The organism is Candidatus Methylacidiphilales bacterium (assembly GCA_028713655.1).
Classification (GTDB): Bacteria; Verrucomicrobiota; Verrucomicrobiia; order Methylacidiphilales; family JAAUTS01; genus JAQTNW01.
This window is the reverse complement of sequence record JAQTNW010000006.1, coordinates 42,221-57,696: the sequence shown is the minus strand read 5'-3', so window position 1 is coordinate 57,696 and position 15,476 is coordinate 42,221. Positions and strand designations below refer to the sequence as shown.

General features: G+C 53.7%; 13 protein-coding genes. 5 read left to right on the top strand and 8 right to left on the bottom strand.

Annotation, left to right across the window (positions count from 1 at the left end):
* The first annotated feature begins 80 nt into the window (after nucleotides 1–80).
* From pstB to PHD76_03330, 3 genes are read left to right on the top strand one after another with little or no spacing between them, the layout of a single operon-like run.
* Nucleotides 81–842 carry a phosphate ABC transporter ATP-binding protein PstB gene (pstB, locus tag PHD76_03340; protein MDD5260862.1) on the top strand — a complete coding sequence of 254 codons (762 nt, stop codon included), beginning with the start codon at nucleotides 81–83 and terminating at the stop codon, nucleotides 840–842.
* Nucleotides 843–895: 53 nt separating this feature from the next.
* Nucleotides 896–1,591, top strand: a complete 696-nt coding sequence (phoU, locus tag PHD76_03335) for a phosphate signaling complex protein PhoU (GenBank protein MDD5260861.1) — start codon at nucleotides 896–898, stop codon at nucleotides 1,589–1,591.
* A 43-nt stretch (nucleotides 1,592–1,634) separates the two neighbouring features.
* The gene (locus PHD76_03330) at nucleotides 1,635–2,837 is read left to right on the top strand and encodes a DUF4861 family protein (protein ID MDD5260860.1); all 1,203 of its coding nucleotides are present in this window, start codon (nucleotides 1,635–1,637) and stop codon (nucleotides 2,835–2,837) included.
* Nucleotides 2,838–2,987: 150 nt separating this feature from the next.
* On the opposite strand, the gene PHD76_03325 is transcribed toward PHD76_03330, so the two are convergent.
* Together PHD76_03325 and folE2 are read right to left on the bottom strand one after the other, a co-directional pair.
* Entirely contained in the window at nucleotides 2,988–3,515 is a 528-nt protein-coding gene (locus tag PHD76_03325; protein ID MDD5260859.1) for a GNAT family N-acetyltransferase, read from the bottom strand.
* A 15-nt stretch (nucleotides 3,516–3,530) separates the two neighbouring features.
* Nucleotides 3,531–4,319 carry a GTP cyclohydrolase FolE2 gene (gene folE2, locus PHD76_03320; protein ID MDD5260858.1) on the bottom strand — a complete coding sequence of 263 codons (789 nt, stop codon included), beginning with the start codon at nucleotides 4,317–4,319 and terminating at the stop codon, nucleotides 3,531–3,533.
* 54 nt (nucleotides 4,320–4,373) lie between these two features.
* On the opposite strand from folE2, the gene PHD76_03315 reads away from it, so the two are divergent.
* The gene (locus PHD76_03315) at nucleotides 4,374–5,393 is read left to right on the top strand and encodes a LysM peptidoglycan-binding domain-containing protein (protein ID MDD5260857.1); all 1,020 of its coding nucleotides are present in this window, start codon (nucleotides 4,374–4,376) and stop codon (nucleotides 5,391–5,393) included.
* Between the two features lie 1,044 nt (nucleotides 5,394–6,437).
* Here the strand turns inward: PHD76_03315 and PHD76_03310 are convergent.
* The 3 genes from PHD76_03310 to PHD76_03300 form a co-directional block, all read right to left on the bottom strand.
* On the bottom strand, nucleotides 6,438–6,857 hold the full coding sequence (locus tag PHD76_03310) for a hypothetical protein (protein ID MDD5260856.1): 420 nt from the start codon (nucleotides 6,855–6,857) through the stop codon (nucleotides 6,438–6,440).
* Nucleotides 6,858–6,933: 76 nt separating this feature from the next.
* Nucleotides 6,934–7,986 carry a hypothetical protein gene (locus tag PHD76_03305; GenBank protein ID MDD5260855.1) on the bottom strand — a complete coding sequence of 351 codons (1,053 nt, stop codon included), beginning with the start codon at nucleotides 7,984–7,986 and terminating at the stop codon, nucleotides 6,934–6,936.
* A 226-nt stretch (nucleotides 7,987–8,212) separates the two neighbouring features.
* Nucleotides 8,213–10,423: an AMP-binding protein gene (locus tag PHD76_03300; protein MDD5260854.1), complete on the bottom strand. Its 2,211-nt coding sequence runs from the start codon at nucleotides 10,421–10,423 to the stop codon at nucleotides 8,213–8,215.
* 503 nt (nucleotides 10,424–10,926) lie between these two features.
* Between PHD76_03300 and PHD76_03295 the strand changes: the two genes are divergently transcribed.
* Nucleotides 10,927–11,208 (top strand): HU family DNA-binding protein, encoded by a 282-nt coding sequence (locus PHD76_03295; GenBank protein MDD5260853.1) that lies wholly within the window; start codon nucleotides 10,927–10,929, stop codon nucleotides 11,206–11,208.
* A gap of 495 nt (nucleotides 11,209–11,703) precedes the next feature.
* Here the strand turns inward: PHD76_03295 and PHD76_03290 are convergent, their stop codons facing one another.
* The 3 genes from PHD76_03290 to msrA form a co-directional block, all read right to left on the bottom strand.
* Nucleotides 11,704–11,982 (bottom strand): hypothetical protein, encoded by a 279-nt coding sequence (locus tag PHD76_03290; GenBank protein MDD5260852.1) that lies wholly within the window; start codon nucleotides 11,980–11,982, stop codon nucleotides 11,704–11,706.
* A 228-nt stretch (nucleotides 11,983–12,210) separates the two neighbouring features.
* Nucleotides 12,211–14,475, bottom strand: a complete 2,265-nt coding sequence (locus PHD76_03285; protein ID MDD5260851.1) for a response regulator — start codon at nucleotides 14,473–14,475, stop codon at nucleotides 12,211–12,213.
* 402 nt (nucleotides 14,476–14,877) lie between these two features.
* Entirely contained in the window at nucleotides 14,878–15,414 is a 537-nt protein-coding gene (msrA, locus tag PHD76_03280; protein ID MDD5260850.1) for a peptide-methionine (S)-S-oxide reductase MsrA, read from the bottom strand.
* Between the last annotated feature and the right edge of the window lie 62 nt (nucleotides 15,415–15,476).

Genomic DNA, 15,476 nt, shown 5'->3' with positions numbered 1-15,476 from the left:
AACTCATGAGCGAGAAAACAGGCGCAGCAGAACGTAAAACAGAAACCAATCCGAACGTCCTGAGCATGGACGGACGGCCCCTGGACGCCTGCATCGAAGTCCGGAATCTGGACTTTTATTACGGCAACAGCCATGCCCTGCATGAAATCAATCTGGATGTCCCAAAGGGAATGGTCACGGCGTTCATCGGGCCTTCCGGTTGCGGGAAATCAACGCTGCTGCGCTGTTTCAACCGGATGAACGACCTGATCGACTTCACCCGCATCGGAGACAGGGGTGGAATCAAAATCAACGGCGTGGATATTTACTCGAAGGATGTCGATGTCATCGAGCTGCGCAAACGCGTGGGCATGGTTTTCCAGAAGTCCAACCCTTTCCCCAAGTCGATCTACGAAAACATCGTCTATGGCCTCCGCCTGCAGGGCATCCGGAACAAAAGCATTCTGGATGAGGTGGTTGAAAAAAGCCTGCGCGGCGCCGCGCTTTGGGACGAGGTCAAAGACCGACTGAGTGATCCGGCGACCGGATTATCTGGCGGGCAGATGCAGCGCCTTTGCATTGCCCGGGCCATAGCGGTTGAGCCCGAAATCATTCTCATGGACGAACCCTGCTCCGCTCTGGACCCCATCGCCACGATGAAGGTGGAGGAACTCATCGAGGAATTAAAAAAGAGCTATACGATTGTCATTGTGACGCACAACATGCAACAGGCGGGCCGGTGTTCGGACTTTACGGCATTCTTTTACCTGGGCAAATTGATCGAGTTCGACCGCACGGAGAAAATATTCACCAATCCGGCAAAACAACAGACGGAAGATTACATCTCCGGACGATTTGGATGATTGAATGGCGAAACCGCCCGACAGGGAAACAACAAGCACGGAGATTTTATTCTATGGAACAGGAACGACTTGAACACATGCGCGGCATATTCCGCGGCCATCTTCTGAATTTGAAAGACACGCTTTTGATGATGTCCAGTTTGACCGACCGGAATCTCAACCTGGCGCTGGCGGCCTATTTTGAGCGAAACGACGAAAAGTCCAGGGTCGTGGAGTCGGAAGACACGGTGATCGACAAACTGGAAATCAACATTGATGAACTGGTGGTGACCTATTTTGCAACCCACGGCCCGACCGCCACCGCCTGCCGCGTGGCCTTTTGCGCGTCAAAAATTTCACAGGCTTTGGAGGGAATGGCGGACCAGGCGGTCACCATTGCCCGGCGCGCGCGCCATTTGAATGCGTTGCCTGAGGTGCCCACTGAAGTCGATATCCGCTTGATGGGGAAACTGGTGATCGGCATGATGCGTGATGCCATCAATGCGTTTGTGGAAGTCGAGCCGGACAAGGCTGCGCCGATTGTGCTGGCCGACCGCGAGGTGGACGAGATCAACAAGGAAAATGAAATTGCCCTTAACAAAGCCATGGCAAAAAATCCCAAGAACATACCGGCCTTCATCCACATCCTGTTTATTTCAAGGAGCCTCGAGCGTTGCGCGGATTATGCCAAAGCCATCGCGGAAGAGGTGCATTATTTGTACACCGCGCACGACATCCGCCACGATCGCGCTGCGGTGGAAAATCTATAGCCCGGCTTGAACAATAGGGGGGATTCGGCCATGCTCCTTTTCCATGGCAGTTTCGAAGTCCACCAGGCAGGCGCGGAACCGTTTTTTTGCCGTCTTTGTTCTGAGTCTGCTGTCGGTTCTGGCAGCGGGCTGTTCCAGGGGCAACCAGCCGATTTGCATTACGGTCAGCAATCCCACGGGGTTGATCCGGAATGATGAAGGCATTTCCATTCCGTTGGGGAAACTTCCGTCCTCCGTACGTAGGAATGGAATGGCGCTGAGGGATTCGGCAGGCCGGGATATTCCATTTCAAATCGACGACCTTGACGGAGATGGCAGGCCGGATGAACTTTTTTTTGAGGTTTCATTGGGCCCGTATGAAAGCATCTCATGCTTGTGTTACCCGGGAGAAATGTCGCGGCATGCGTTTTTGAAACGGGCGGATGCCCATCTTTTAAATCAGGTCGTTCCGGGTCTGCAGGGCGCCGTATGGGAATCCGAGTGGCTGGCCTACGCCTGTTTCGACGCGCAGAGCTTGAATGTCTATGGAAAGACGAATCCGGCTCTCCTCGGCGCCAAAACAATTTTCATGAGGGGAAAAGTAGGAACCGCACCGGTGGCCTCGAATTATCTGCGTCCGGGTGCGGGTATGGGTGCCGGTTCGGTGTTTTTGAATTGCGGGCCCGGCTCGGCGGGAAACGAACGGCCATTTGATAATCAGGCCCAAACCACATACGGGCTTGTTGCTTCCGGCCCCTTGCGCGGAATTGTGGACCTCAGCATCAAAAACTGGCAAACACAGGCCGGGAATGTCGAACTTTCCGAACGGATCGAAATCGACGCAGGCCAGCGCTTTCTCAAGGTTGAATTTCATGCGGTGCATTGGCCCGACAATTCCATCCCCTTGAAATTTGGCGCCGGCATAACTTCCTTGCCCGGACAGGAGAGGTTGCAACTATTCGACAACCGGCTTGTCCTTACCTCGCAAGGTTCTGTCATCGTGGAGGACCCTGCGAAGCCGGTCTCCGCCTTTCTGGCATCGGCGCTTATTTTTCGCCCCCGTGATTTCATTGAAAGCCCGCCGGGGGTGGACACAATCGGCGACCATTTGGTGTATTTGCGGAAACCGGATTTCCCGGTGCTCGTCTATTATCTGCACGCCTGGGACAGGGACGGACGGTTTACATCCGCGGCCGAATGGCAGGGCTACACGGCGGAACTGGCGGAGCGCATGAACAACCCGCTGGAATATTGGGTCTCGCATTAAACGGATCAAACAAAGCGCTTTCACCGCAGTCGCCGTGAACGCAGAGGGTTTTCTAATTCACACTTTTGACTTTTCCCATTTCCACGCTCGCTTTGCAAAAACGTTTTTTGCGATCTTCCTGTTAAAAATTTAGCTTTTTCGATTGTTAGATCATCTGGCTGGCTTTTTTGAAAGACCGAGTCTCCACACCAGATTGCCGTCGGATGAGGGCTTGCCGGTTTTGAATCCCGCCTTGTGCAACAAATGCAGCATTGTGTGATTGTCGGGCGCAACGCTGGCCCACGCTTCCATCAAATGCCGGCTTTGCGCGGCGTCAACCAGGGTTTGAAGCAGCAAGCTTGCCATGCCCAACCCGCGTTTGCTTTCACGGACAACAAAAGCCATCTCGGCTGATGCGCCGGTGTCATCCAGGCAATAGCGCCCCACCGCGTCGAGGATTTGTCCCTTTGGTGAATCCTCGAAAATCCCAAGCGCAAAATCGCGGGTTTGGTCCACTCCGACGAGGAGGGCGGCGCGTTCCGGCGTCATGTCCTTGATCATATACCCATAGCGGAGGTGAATGGTCTCGGGCGTGTGGGAATAAAAAAAGGTCCTGAGCTGCTCCATGTCGGGCGGGCCAAGGGCGCGCAGCAGGTATTGGCCGCCATGCAACTTTACGATCCGGGGCAGGGCTTTCATGTCGTTCCTCCGCCGTCACCCCTTCTCAATCATCGCATAGGCGTTGTGATTGTGAATGCTCTCCATGTTTTCAGCCTCAACCCGGTACCAGGTGATGTGAGGGTGGGCGTTGCAGCGAAGCGCGACGTTCCGGACCAGGTCCTCGACAAAGACGGGATTGTCATACGCCTTTTCCGTGACGTACTTTTCATCCGGGCGTTTCAGCAGTGAATACAATTCGCAACTGGCCGATTGCTCGACCAGTGAGATCAAGTCCTCGATCCAGACGATTTTTTTAAACTCGACCGCAAGCGTGACGTGGCCCCGTTGGTTGTGCGCGCCGCGGGCGCTGATGGCCTTGCTGCAGGGGCAAAGGGTCGTGACCGGCACCACCACGGTGACCCTGAACTCCGTGCGTTTGCCGTTCGCCTGGGCGTCAAAGCGTACCATGTAATCGAGCAGCCCAACCGCAGATGTGGCCGGCGCCTTCTTTTCCAGAAAGAAGGGAAACTCCATTTCCAGATGGGCGGTCTTGGCTTCCAGGCGTGCTTGCAGGCTTTTGAGAATCCTGGGGATGCTCTCAACCTGGATCAGGCGTCCGTGTGAATTCAAAGCCTCGACAAAACGGCTCATGTGGGTGCCCTTGAAATGGTGGGGCAGATCCACCGTCAAGGCGATGGTCGCAACGGTGTTCTGGCGATGGTGGGCCTTGTCGGCGATTTCAATGGGATGTTTCAGTCCCTTGACCCCCACCTTGTCGATGCGGAGCTTGCGCGTGTCTCTTTCGCTTTGCTTGTCGTGAAGGACTTTGGAAGGATGTTGCATGCCTTGGATCATGATAAAACCGAATCGGGCGGCACAAAAGGCTAATTTTCCAGAATGAGCCCGATTATGTGCAAACGGTTTCTTTCGGCGTGCGGAGTCATTTTCCTGCTGCTGTTGCAGGTTGCTGACGCGGCCACCCACACGGTAAAAAAGGGAGAGACACTCTACAGCCTGAGCCACAACTATGGCGTGTCGGTGAGTGAGATTGTGGCGGCCAACCCCGGAATCGACAGCCGTTCCCTCAAGCCCGGAGATGCGGTCCAAATCCCTGGTGCCGGGTCTGGCGGGAATTCTGCATTGGAAAAGCCCGGGAAGGATAAATCGCAGGAAGACTCAGGCGAGCCGGAATTTTATGTTGTAAAAAAGGGGGATACCCTATCCAGTATTTCGCGGCAATCTGGAGTCTCTCCGGCGGAAATCATGCGCCTCAATGGATTGCGCAACGGACAGATCCGGGTTGGGCAAAAGTTGCTCTTGAAGACAGGATCTCCGCTCCGTGCGGTGCCGGTTGCCCGGATCGAGAACAGTCCGGCTCCGAAACCGCCCAGGGTGGCGCCACGCTACCTGTTTGTTTCAAGGGCCAAGGACAAGATCGACGAGCCGAGGATTGGCTCACGCATCTGGCGTTATATTGTCGTGCATCACAGCGGCACGCCCAACGGCAGCGCTCGCATTTTTGAATATTATCACCGGAATGTCAGGGGAATGGAAAACGGCATGGCCTATCATTTTGTCATCGGGAACGGGACCGACACCGGCGACGGAGAGATTGAAGTGGGCAATCGCTGGCTCAAGCAGTTGCAGGGCGGACATCTCCGCAGTGAGGAGCAGGACGAGGTGGCGATCGGAATCTGCCTGGTCGGGGATTTCAACACCACCCGGCCGACGCGCAAACAAATGGCGGCGCTGATCGAGTTGATCACGTATCTGCAGGACAGGGTTCAAAACGTGGAACATATCAAGCCGCGGTTTGTGGTGCACCGCGACATCAACATCCGGCCGACGGCATGCCCGGGCAAATATTTTCCCGCCGAGGCCATGTATAAGTTGTTCGGGCCATGGACGGGTGAGTAAAGCCTTTCCACCCTGCGAAGGGCTTCTCCATAAGCTTTGGAGTGTGTATGACTTTAACCCAGAGTCGCCATGCGCCTGCGGCACACGCGAAGACGCAGGAATACATTTTTAAAGTGCGTCCGCCGCGACCCCAATCCCCGCATGAAATTGTTTTGTGTCTTACAGGAGCGCGGGCATCTTGCCCGCACCCGGCGGACATCCTGTCCGGCGGATGTTTTCCACTTTTCTCTAACAGGAGCTAACTCAGATAGGCATCGCGAGCAGGCAGAGTAAACGGAGAATTTTGTTCACCCTCTGTTTCCTCAGTTTCCATCCCCCTGACAAGGGGGTTTGTGTTGCCCGCGAAACAACGCGAAAATTTAAAACCGTTTGGCCGCGAAAAGGCGCAAAAATCACAAAAATGGAGGAAAAACTTAACCACGAATAAAAATGGATGTTGAAAGCTGGGATGGCTATGAGCTCCTGCTTTAAAAGTCCCCTCTATCAAGAGGGGCGGAAAGGTCGCCGCGGCGACCGCTTCGGGGTGTGTGGTTATTCCACTCGCGACGCATGTCGGAGTTGGGCCGTGACGATCCACTCCATACCCATAAGCTGGTTTCCGGATTGCCGCGTCGCTGCGCTCCTCGTCCGCCGCCGCAGAACGCATGAACGTGCGGCAGAATAAATACAATATGCTCTAACAGGAGCTAACTCCGATAGGCATCGCGAGCAGGCAGAGTAAACGGAGAATTTTGTTCACCTTCTGTTTCCTCAGTTTCCATCCCCCTGACAAGGGGGTTTATGTTGCCCGCGAAACAACGCAAAAAAACGCAAAAGGGAAACACATTTTTGACAGGATGAACAGGGCCGACTCCGCCGTTCTCCTCGCAATGACGCGGTGCGTCGGTCTCTATACCAGCGGGGACAAACTCAAGTGATTCGTCATCGCGAGTCCGGCAACCGCAGAACGTGTCGATCCATCCCATGCCGCTCCCGGCAGCACGACGAGGTTCATCTCGATTTGTGATTTTGTCAATGTCAAGCCGCGACCCCAATCAGTATCAGTCAGAAATAAAAGGCCGCTACTACAATCAATAGAAGAGCTACCAGCATAAACCAATTCATTTCATCTCTCAACATCTGACAAACCACATCACATCTTTTCTCTTTGTACTGCAAGAAACTTGGAGGCTCGCTTTGCTTTTCTGACTTGAACCAGCGCCAAAGAATTTCTGCGTAAAGATTAGCTTTTTCAGTTCGATATGAAAACACAAAACAAGCAATGAATGCAACGACGAACATAAACCATCCAATTAAAGCCAGATACAATGGCCTTGGCGCTTCTGATAAGAATTTGGCGAATGCCGCCAAAGAAGATGTCATGGCAAATGTAGTCAAGCTTGATCTGATAGTGCTGTAATGTTGCCGCAGGCGGCCCACTTCCGCGTATTCCAGCTTGTACTTTTCTTTAGGATGGAGATTCATAAGCTCATAGTTTGTAATTAGGCGCTAGCGAGCGCGGATCATTTCGTTCATGTCAAGCCGCGACCCGCAGTTATATTCATTGCTTAGTGGATTCATTAGTCTGGTTACTTAGTTTCTTTGCATTATCGATCTGCTCGTCTACAGCTTTTTCAAAGGCCTTGTTGTACTCCAACTTTGTATTTCGAAGTAATGCATCATTTTTCTCGATTGCTTTGCTTTTGACTTGTATTTCGTTATCAACATTCTCGTGAAGTTGAGTGCAAATATTACTCGAAGTAAAGCCCTCATTGGTGCCAACTGATCCAACTTCAACGCGATAATCAGCAAGACTAAATAATGCTGTGAGCCACTTGCACGTTAATTGCTTTGCTAGCATTTGCAAATACTCTGGGACAGGAGCAGTGTTAGTTCTATCCACTACTTCTTGCTTTTGGGCGGCTTTTTGGTTTTCTATGCTGGGATCACTTATAATAGATGATGTTTGATACGGGTATAATTTTGATGGCTTTTCAAGCTTTCGTATTTCCGACATCTTCCATTCCTCAACTGGTATTTTATCGATTGAGGTCTTAACGGCACGGTCGAATCCGTCAATGAGGATGGTTCTTGAATTCCTATCCAGCTTGAATCGCAGTTTTTCCAAATCTATTCCGATATTTTTTTTGTATTTTAATTCCATAACTCCAACGTACTCAAGAGTATAGTCTCTATGCATAGGATTAGGATCGAACCATGGGTAGGTGTCGTTTTGAATCGCTATTTTTTTACAATCCCAAATTGACTCATCACAGGAAATAACATTCAGGGTTAATTGCGTTTGAATATCAGTTATCTTTACGCTTTGAGACCTTAGTCTATTAATTTCCGAATCTAAATTAGATCTTTCGATGTTGAGTCTATCAATTTCGCGTTGCTGGTCAGCTAGTTTGTCGTTCCAGACTGCCTTGATCCCCACTTTTATGGAATCGAGGACTTCACTTGGTAGTTTTGTTATATCCTGAATTGGCTCTTTTATGACGGAAGTTCCAGTTTCAGCGGCTTTAATTGCCGTCTTTGCAAAAAAGCTGGACACAATGTAAGTGCAAATAATAAGGCTGACACACAGTAATGCGATGCTTCGTGTATTCATATCGAATGTAGTTGAGCCTTTCAGCTTGATCCAGTTCGGATGCCCTCTTTTCCGTATTTCCCTAAACTAGTAATGCCTTAATAACCCCCAGTGGAGAGAAGTTATCGCATAATAACTCAAAAAGTCACCCATGAAAATGGAGGAAATTATGAATTCAGAAAGTCGGGCAGAACGGAAACCGGGTACAAAGCTGAGAGCCGAACGCTGAATGTTGACGGCTCCTGCTTTAAACTGGCGGAGCCGTATCTCTGGCTGCTTCATTAGCAAGCGCCTGGCAAGCCTGTAAATCCAGTTTGCCGCTGGCGAGGTGGGGGATCACGGGCGCGACTTTAACAGCCTTCGGCACCCAGAGGTTCGGCAGGCCTTGCTCGGACAAAATCCGGCGCAGCGCTTCCTTCTCCACGGGATGGTTCACAATCGCCACGAGTGATTCGCCCTTTTTCGCATCGGAGGCGCCCATGATCACAAGGTTGAAGTCCTCGCCCTGCTCACGCCGCAACGCCTCGACCAGGTAATGCTCCACCGTCCCGTGCGGAACCATTTCGCCGCCAATCTTTGAAAATCGGCTCAGGCGCCCTTCAATATATAAAAATCCGTCCTCGTCCATCCGGCCGATGTCGCCGGAGACATACCAGCCGTCCTTCAACACCTCGGCTGATTTTTCAGGCGCATCGAGATACCCGCCGAAAATATTGACGCCCCGGTACAAAAGCATTCCGCTGCTGGAGATCGGGAGCTCATCCTCGGTCCCGGGCGACCACACGCGCACGGCAACGCCCGGCACCACGCGACCCACACTGCCGACCACACGGCCCTTGGCCTCCTCGATGCCGTTTCCCACGATGCTCCAATCCGGCAGGTTGACGGCTATCGCCGGCGAGCCCTCGGTCATGCCGTAGCCCTCGCCCACCATGATCTTCATCCGGTCCTCGAATTCCTGCATGAGCGGAACCGGCAATTTTTCCGCGCCGGTCACGATCATGCGCAGCGACACCAGTTGCTCCGGCTTCGCCTTTTTCAGATAGCTCCTCAGGAAGGTTGGGGTTGTCACCATGAGGGCCACTTTGTACTTTTCAACCACTTCCAGAATCTTCGCCACTTCCAATGGCGAAACGCAGGTCACGGTCCTGGGGCCTGACATCAACGGCCACCAGAGCATGACGGTGAAGCCGAAGCTGTGAAACACCGGCAGGCTTCCGAGTAGTGACGGCACCATTTTGTGAGGCAAAACGGCTTCGAGCTGCGACACGTTGCCGATGATGTTGCGATGGCTGAGCACGACGCCCTTCGGAGCGCCTGAGCTGCCGCTGGTAAACAAGATGCCAGCTTCGCGCTGGTCGCCCTTTTCCGGCACATCAAGTTCCTCCAGAAGCCATTTCGACGGCGTAAGAACAACGCGCAGAAAACGGCCCAGCAGTTTTGACTTGGGCATTTCCAGCAGCCAGTCCACGACATCGAAGCGGTCGTCGGTCCACGGGAAATCGGCCAGCCGTTTGACAACCATTTCGGTTGTCAAAATCCGCCGGACGCCCGCGAGCCGGATGGCATATTCATTTGCGGCGCGGCCCGCAGTAAAATTCAGGTTCACCGGCGTCTTGCCGCAAAGGACGCAGGCGAGGTTGGCCACCATGGCGGCGATGCCGGGCGGCAATACGATTCCGATTCTTTCTTCGCGGGCATTTGCGCGTATCCAATCCGTCAGCAGCCACGCGGCGGCCAGCAACATGCCGCCGTTGAACTTTCGCCCGTGCGCATAGGTGTCGATGACGATGGCCCTGAACTGTCTCCGTTTCAGTCCGCGCACACAGGCTTCGGCCAGATGGATTTTCAGCGCAGGGTGCGATTCCACGACGCGGGAATTCACCTCCAACAAGTCGCGCCGGAAGCGGACGGCGGTGAAGTCGGCGGCTTTGATCTCCGGTCCATAACACACGCCCAGGAGGCGGCTCAGTCCCCGCCAGGCGAGGTGCCGGAAATTCCGGGTGAGTTTCAGCCGGGAATAATCCAACGCGGCCATGGGGATGACATTGGAGTGCGAAAGTCGGATGGCTTTCTCCAAATCGGCGGCAGGAATCCCTTCCGTCAGCAAACAAACCCAATACCCTTTGCGGCGGCAGGTTTCAATATGTTCGGCCAGTCCCTGCGCGCAGTCCGACGAGACGATCCGCAGGGACAACAACCCGCTCCAGTGCGCCCAAAACCCGACATGCGAAGGTCTGGCATAAACCAAAAAACAAATCGGCAGGGAAGAATCGGTCTGGAGCGCGAGAGCTTCGCCGAAGGAAAGGCGAGAGGCGGCGAGCAGTTGTCGTCCGGGTTCCCAGGATTGCGCGGCGCTGACTTTTCGGACCTCGCAGATCAGGCGCAGGAAGCGCAACGCACAGGCGCGTCCAAAGCCCAGTGGGGCCGCTGGAAAGGATTCCGGGTTGGTTTGCATGCGTTGAAAAGGAGCCTAGCGCGGCGGGCGGGAACGTAAAGCCCAACGACAGCAAGACACTTTAACGCAGAGGGCACAAGACGCCAAGACGCAGAGAATCTTAAGACTTAAAACCCAGTTTGAACCATGAAACACTCGAAAATCACGAAAGGAAGGCAAAGAATATTTCTCTCACGGAGCCGCGGAGAACACAGAGTAGCGAAATTTTAACCACTGATTTATACGGATAAACGAGAACAGGTTTATCCGCAGATTGCGCAGATAGCCCATTTTTGGGGCCGCAAGAGAACTCAAAAAACACAAAGAAAAATATTTAATACAGCAGGCAAGAATTTAAAACTTTGCGGGCTTGGCGAACTTGGCGCGAGAAACAGCTATTTATAAAACCTCTTTTGTGATCCTTTGTGATCTTTTGGGGCCAATTACTCTTTGATTCTGTCAATTTTGGATTGACGCCCAAGGAAGCCTATTGCAAACAAGAACAAATTAAACAAAGGAAACCCATGAGCGTCAATCGCGCCCAACTCGTAGAAAAGATCCAAAAAGAACTCGGCGGTGAAACCAGCAAGGCCGCGGCGGAACGCGCCCTCAGCGCCGTGATAGAAAGCATCAAGTCGTCCGTCACGAAATCCAAGGCGGTCCAGTTGATCGGCTTCGGAACTTTCAAGGTGGTGAACCGCGCCGCCCGCATCGGCGTGAATCCCAAGACCGGAGAAAAGATCAAGATCGCCGCTTCCAAGAGCGTGAAGTTTTCGCCCGGGGCGGATTTTAAAAAGGGCCTGTAAAGCTATCGCAACGATAGCTTTACTTGTTTCGGCGTGAAACCACGCCGAATGGGGATTCTTTTTGTTTCGTTTTTCGAGCCTCTGGGCTGAAGGACGAAACGGCCTTGCCGGTTTCCTTACGGTGTTGCACCGTCCGTGCGTCATCACGAGGAGTCCGCCGGAGCCGGACGACGTGGTGATCCAGGTTTTAAAACATGGAGTGTTAGAGGTTTCGCGACTCTTCATAAGGGCCGAAGGCCCGCCCTATACCAGCCCAGTGCGAAACCCTGGGTATGGCGCATAAAAAATTTATCGAACTCTGAAGGAGCGATCTACGTTAGTGCGCCCCTACAGGGCTTGAGGTTTTGTATTATTCGGATTCCTGGGGCGATGCCCCAGGCTGGGATGGGGCGCAGCTTCGGCTGCTTCTTTGGAAAACCCAGATTCATTTCCGCTCCAAACGCAAAAAACCCGGCCGTTCTTTAACAGGGCCGGGTTTTTAAGGCGCGCTGTTTGTTAATGTCTGTGGTGATGCCATCCGCCATCATGGCGGCCTCCACCCCCGAAATAAAACGTCACGCCGGGTGAATAATAGGGTGAGTAATAGTAAGGCCGCGGATAATAGTAATGCCCATAGGGGTAGCATGGGCGGCGTACGACGTAGTAGGGGCCAGGGTCGCAATACGAAGGGCCGAAGTTGACCGAAAAGCCGACGCCAGCTTCCGCTTTCGGAGCCAAGCCCATCAGTCCGCCGAACAACGCACAGGCACCCAGAATCAGAAGTTTAGTTTTCATAGTATTTTCCTCTTACCGGTTCGACGCCAGGAGCCGGGATTTGATTCAAGGATTTTGGGGGCCATTGGGAGGCCACGGCCCAGAAGAGCGCACCCCCCGAAGCGGTCGCCGAATGAACAGTATGGTGCGGTGGCAAGTCTGGCAGCCGCCGGACGCGACACCGCTTTGGGTTTCCTGAAAAAGCGCCGTCGTGGCTATGCTCTGCCGACGCATTCCAAAATTTCCCGCTCACCCTGTGGTGTCGAGAGTTTGCCGGAGTTTTTTCATGAAGGAAGTGGGTGTGAACGGTTTTTGAATAAAGACGGAAGAGGGGAAGCGTCCGGTGGGCAAATCCTCGCTGGCATAGCCTGAGGTGAAGATCAAATGGGCGGACGGGTTGAGTTCCTTGACTTTGGAAGCCAGTTCGGTGCCGGGCATGTCGGGCAGCATGACGTCGGTAACAACCACATGAACTTCCGGATTTTCCCGGAGATAATCCAGGGCTTCCCGGCCATTGGCGGCAACCACGGCTTGATAGCCCGCTTGTTTCAGAATTGTAGCCAGAATCAGCCGCAGGGATGCTTCATCGTCAACCAGGAGCACCGTTTCGGTGCCGCGCGGGATGGCGGGCTGGATCAAAGGCGCGTCCTGTTCCTGTTGCGGCGCGAGGCGTGTGGCCGGCAGGTAGATGCGGAAAATACTGCCCTTTCCGACTTCGGTATAAACGCGGATCTGGCCCTGCATTTGCCTGATGATGCTCCGGCAGGTGGAAAGTCCGAGGCCGGTTCCGGTCTGGCCCTTGGTTGTAAAAAAGGGTTCGAAGATCTGTTCTTTGACATCCGGCGTCATGCCCATGCCTGTGTCGGAAACAGAGAGGCAGACATAATTGCCGGCGGGGATTTCATCGCTATTGGCGGGCTCAATGGTTACGTTACGGGTGAGGATTTCAAGGGTTCCTCCGGAGGGCATGGCATCCCGCGCGTTGACGACCAGATTCATGATGATCTGCTCAATCTGCCCCGCATCCGCCAATACCGGGTCCGGATTCCGGCACAGGGTGAAGACAAAGCGGATCCGTTCGCCGATCAAACGGCGGAGCATGTCCTCCATCTCGGTGGCGATCTTGTTCAACGAAAGAGGCCGCATCTCGAGAACGTGTTTGCGGCTGAATGTCAGCAATTGGCGTGTCAGGGTAGCGGCCCGTCCCGCGGCCTTGTAAATTTCCTCGACCAACTTGTGCCTCGGATCCCCGGACGTGGTTTCATTGAGCAGCAGTTCGGAATATCCCAGAATTGCGACCAGGATATTGTTGAAATCGTGGGCGACGCCGCCGGCGAGCTGGCCGATGGTTTCCATTTTCTGTGACTGCCTGAGATGTTCCTCCATCTGGCGCTCGGCGGAGATGTCCCGGCAGACGAGGACGCAGCCGCGAATGGAACCGTCCTTGTCCCGCAGGGCACCGCCGTCGATTGAAAGCCGGTGTTCGCGGGACGAGGCGCCGTGGCGGGTGATGATTTCCAGATTGTGAAATGTTTCACCGCTCATGGCCCTGACCATGGGATGCCGGAGCGCCGAGAGGGGTGAATTATCCGTTGGATCGAAAAATTCCCAGTCCTGCAGCCATTCGGGGCATTCCGCCGAGTCGCCGCCGGTCCCAAAAAAGGTCTTTGCCCAGGGGTTCAGGAGGACGACGCGACCTGCCATATCCATGGCGATAACCGCCTCATTGAGGCTGTCGAGAATGAGGTTGAGCACGGCCTTTTGTTCGAGGAGATTTTCCTCCGCCTGTTTGCGGGTGGAGATGTCCGAAGCGACGCCGACGAAGTGGGTGGTATTGCCCGCCTCATCCTTGACCGGCGAAAAGGACAAACGGTTCCAATACGGCACGCCCTGCTTGCTGTAATTTAAAATTTCGCCCGAAAAATGCCTGCGCGCCTTGATGGATTCGCGCATCCGGGACAGCATTTCAGGATCGGAACCCGGTCCCTGGAGAAAACGGCAGTTTTTTCCGATGACTTCGGGAGCTGGATAACCGCTGATGCGTTCGAAAGCGTCATTGACATAGATGATCGGGTTGTCAGGGAGGCTGGGGTCGGTGATGACGACGCCTTCCGAGATGGAGGACAGCGCGCGCTGTTGGATGCGCAACAGGCGTTTGTGCCGTGTTTGCTCGACGCATTTGCGGACGGAGGCCCCGAGCCGGGTCAGGTGGCCGGGGGTTTTAATGAAATAATCGTCCAGACCGTGCTTCAGCCCGTCCACCGCCACGGATTCGCTGCCCGTTCCGGTCACCATGATGACAGGGCAATCCGGATGGATTTCGCGCACGATGCGCAGAATGGAAATGCCGTTGCTCCACCCGAGATTGTAATCGGTCAGCACCACATCCGGATGGAATGATTTAAGCGTGGAATGCAGGATCGCCTCGTCATGAATGTGGGTGACGTGGATGTTTGAAAACTCCCGGTTCAGGATGCCGGAAATATGTTCCCTGTCGTGGGAGTTGTCTTCCACATGGAGTACCTTCAGCGGTCGGTTAGACTGTGTATCAAAACTGGGCAAAGACATCGTGTTGGCCATCAAGTTAATTTAAAATGCTGCTGGGATTAAAGTTGTTTTCCCAGGAAAAGCAACCCCGGCGGGCATTCAATTTTGTCATGGATATAAGTATTGGAAGCGTGGCGCACTTATACGCGCGCTATTAAGACAACAAGACCCGCAAGTTCAGATTCCAATCATCGACAGGATGAGCGGATTATTGCGTGATACTACCCTCCCCGGCTCCATTCGCATCCATCACCCTCTGATAGGCGCGGTTGCTCGTTAACTTGTCCATATTTATGACAGATGTCGATCATAAATCCGGCTAAACTATTTCAACCCGTCATTTCCCGGAATGAGCAGGGGACATCCGCGCTATGGGATGACTTTTTCCTTTTGCAGCTTTTCAACTTTGGGAGCGATCACAAACCGGCAATAGGGGGCATGCCCGTTCAAGCGGAAGTAATCCTGGTGGTAATTTTCCGCCGGGTAAAACTCTTTCAAGGGAACGATCTCGGTCACGATCGGGCTGGAGAATTTTTTCGCGGCTTCAGCCTTGGATTTTTCCGCGGCGGCCTTTTGTTTTTCGTTCTGATACAAAATGATGGAACGGTATTGGGTTCCGAAATCCGGGCCCTGCCGGTTCAGGGTGGTGGGGTCGTGCGCCTGCCAGAAAACTTCCAGCAGTTTTTCGTATGAAATTTTTGCCGGATCGAAGGAGATTTGCACGACTTCGGCGTGGCCGGTGCTGCCGCTGCAAACTTCTTCATAAGTCGGGCGGGCATGGGTGCCTCCGGCATAGCCGCTGGTGACTTTTTTAACGCCGTCGAGCCGCTCAAAAACAGCGTCGATACACCAAAAGCAGCCGCCGCCAAAGGAGGCCAGTTCGAGGTCGTGAGTTTGGGTCTTCATAGTGGGGGGTTCTCCATGGAGGTTAAAAGCAATCAAACCGAGCAGGCAGGCAAACAAGGCTC